Source organism: Sphingomonas sp. GW821-FHT02B09 (assembly GCF_059421875.1).
In genome coordinates, this window is the sequence record NZ_JBWKVV010000026.1 from 1 (window position 1) to 2,312 (window position 2,312).

The 2,312-nt window shown below is 70.0% G+C and carries 2 protein-coding genes; both read left to right on the top strand.

The annotated features are described in order from the left end of the window. The first annotated feature begins 118 nt into the window (after window positions 1-118). A complete protein-coding gene (locus AC07U4_RS24760; RefSeq protein WP_495197597.1) occupies window positions 119-1,024 on the top strand; it encodes a tyrosine-type recombinase/integrase in 906 nt (301 codons plus the stop codon). A gap of 6 nt (window positions 1,025-1,030) precedes the next feature. Next, window positions 1,031-2,224: an IS91 family transposase gene (locus AC07U4_RS24765; RefSeq protein WP_495197598.1), complete on the top strand. Its 1,194-nt coding sequence runs from the start codon at window positions 1,031-1,033 to the stop codon at window positions 2,222-2,224. Window positions 2,225-2,312 lie beyond the last annotated feature (88 nt).

Here is a 2,312-nt window from a genome sequence, read left to right on the forward strand (position 1 = left end):
GCACGAAGCCGCTGCGCGGCATTGGCATTTGTCGGTGAGGTAGCGCGTCAGCGCTGAGGTTTGGCCCTGCGGCAGCGGAGGCAGACGATGGGGTTCCTTCAACATGAGGAACCCTGTCATGACGACGTTACCGACCGAAGCGCCTGTCACCCCGCTGCGTCAGCGGATGCTCGACGACATGGCGATGCGCTCGATGCGGGCTCGGACGCAGCACGATTATGTCCGCCACGTTCGCGCCTTCGCGGCGTTCCTAGGCCGCTCGCCCGATACGGCGACGGCAGAGGATGTGCGGCGCTTCCAGGTCCACCAGCGCGAGCACGGCATCAGCGAGTCCGTCGTCGGCGCCACGGTGTCGGCACTGCGGTTCCTGTTCGGGGTGACGCTCGACCGGCCCGACCTGTCGCGCAAGCTGGTGCTGGCGCCGCGGCCCAGGAAGTTGCCCGATGTGCTGAGCGTCGATGAGGTCGCGCGGCTCCTCGATGCGGCACCGGGCATCAAGTATCGCGCCGCGCTGGGCGTCGCATACGGCGCCGGGCTGCGCGTGTCGGAGGTCGCGCACCTCAAGGCCGACGACATCGACAGCAGGCGGATGCTGATCCGCATCGAGGAGGGCAAGGGGCGCAAGGACCGCAACGCCATGCTCTCGCCGCAGCTGCTCGAGCTGCTGCGGCTGTGGTGGCGGGAAGGCAAGCGGCGCAGCGTCCTGCTGCCGCACGGCTGGCTGTTTCCCGGGCGCAGCTACACCGACCCGGTCTCGACCCGGCAGCTCCACCGTGCGGTCCACGAAGCTGCCGAGGCGGCCGGCATCCGCAAGCGGGTCAGCCCGCACACGCTGCGCCACAGCTTCGCCACCCACCTGCTCGAGCAGGACGTCGACATCCGCGTCATCCAGGTGCTGCTCGGGCACAGCAAGCTGGAGACCACCGCGCTCTACACCAAGGTCGCCACCCGCACGATCCGCGCCGTCACCGGTCCGCTCGACCAGTTGATGGCGCTGATGGAAGGCAGGACGCCCGCCGGGTGACGCTACGTGCGCGCCTCGCTCGAGGTCGCCGACATCTTCCGCGCCGCCGGCCCTGCGTACCGGATTGCCCGTGCCGGGCACCTGAGCCTCGACCAGCTCAAGGTCATGTCGGCTATAGAGACCTGCCGCACTGCGGTCATGGGCGGGCACGTCGAGGCCTGCACCAACTGCGGGCACTGGCGGGTCGCCTACAACAGCTGCCGCAACCGGCACTGCCCGCGATGCCAAGGTGCGGCCGCGCGCACCTGGCTCGCCGAGCGCGAGGCCGACCTGCTGCCGGTCGGCTACTTCCACGTCGTGTTCACGCTGCCCGCCGAGGTCGCCGACGTCGCGTTCCAGAACAAGTCGGCGGTCTACGGCCTGCTGTTCCAGGCGGTGTCCGAGACGATGACGACCATCGCCGCCGACCCTAAGCACCTCGGCGCCCGCATCGGCATCACCGCGGTGCTGCATACGTGGGGGTCGGCGATGACCCACCATCCGCACATCCACATGATCGTGCCCGGTGGCGGGCTGTCGCCCGACGGCAGCCGCTGGGTGTCGTCACGGCCGGCGTTCCTGCTGCCGGTGCGTGTGCTCGGCAAGCTGTTCCGTCGCCTGTTCCTGACCCGGCTGATGGCGTTGCACGAGGCCGGGCGCCTCGCCTTCCATGGCAGCCTCGACCACCTTCCCGACCGGCGCGCTTTCCTGCGCCACCTGGCGCCGGTCCGGAAGAAGCGCTGGGTCGTCTACGCGAAACCGCCGTTTGCCGGTCCCGAGACGGTGCTGGCCTACCTGTCGCGTTACACTCACCGCGTTGCGATCTCGAACAGCCGGCTCCTGCGGTTCGATGACACCGGCGTCACCCTCCGATGGAAGGATTACCGTCGCGCTGGCGCCGACCGGCAGCAGGTCATGACGCTGGCCGCCGACGAGTTCATCCGCCGCTTCCTGCTCCACGTCCTGCCAAAGGGCTTCCACCGCATCCGCCACTACGGCCTGCTCGCCGGCGCCACCCGCAAGGCGCATCTCGAACGCGCCCGCGAACTGCTCGGCGTCGCCCCGCCCGTTACCGCTGCCGAGCCGGTCGAACCCGATGACGCCCGCCCGCCATGCCCGTGCTGCGGCGGGCGCATGCTCGTCATCGAAACCTTCGAACGCTGGCGCCAGCCCCGCGCACCGCCGCAGGGCATCACCCCAGCCGGGACCACGACGCCATGATCCGGCATGGCCCGATCCGGCTCTGCCACGCGGTTACCCCGCTTCCGGCATCCAGGCCGCTCGCGTCGGCGACATCGCCAGTCGCGCC

Coding starts and splice junctions, on each gene's coding strand:
- AC07U4_RS24760 (WP_495197597.1), top strand. CDS start 119: ATGACGACGTTACCGACCGAAGCGCCTGTCACCCCGCTGCGTCAGCGG.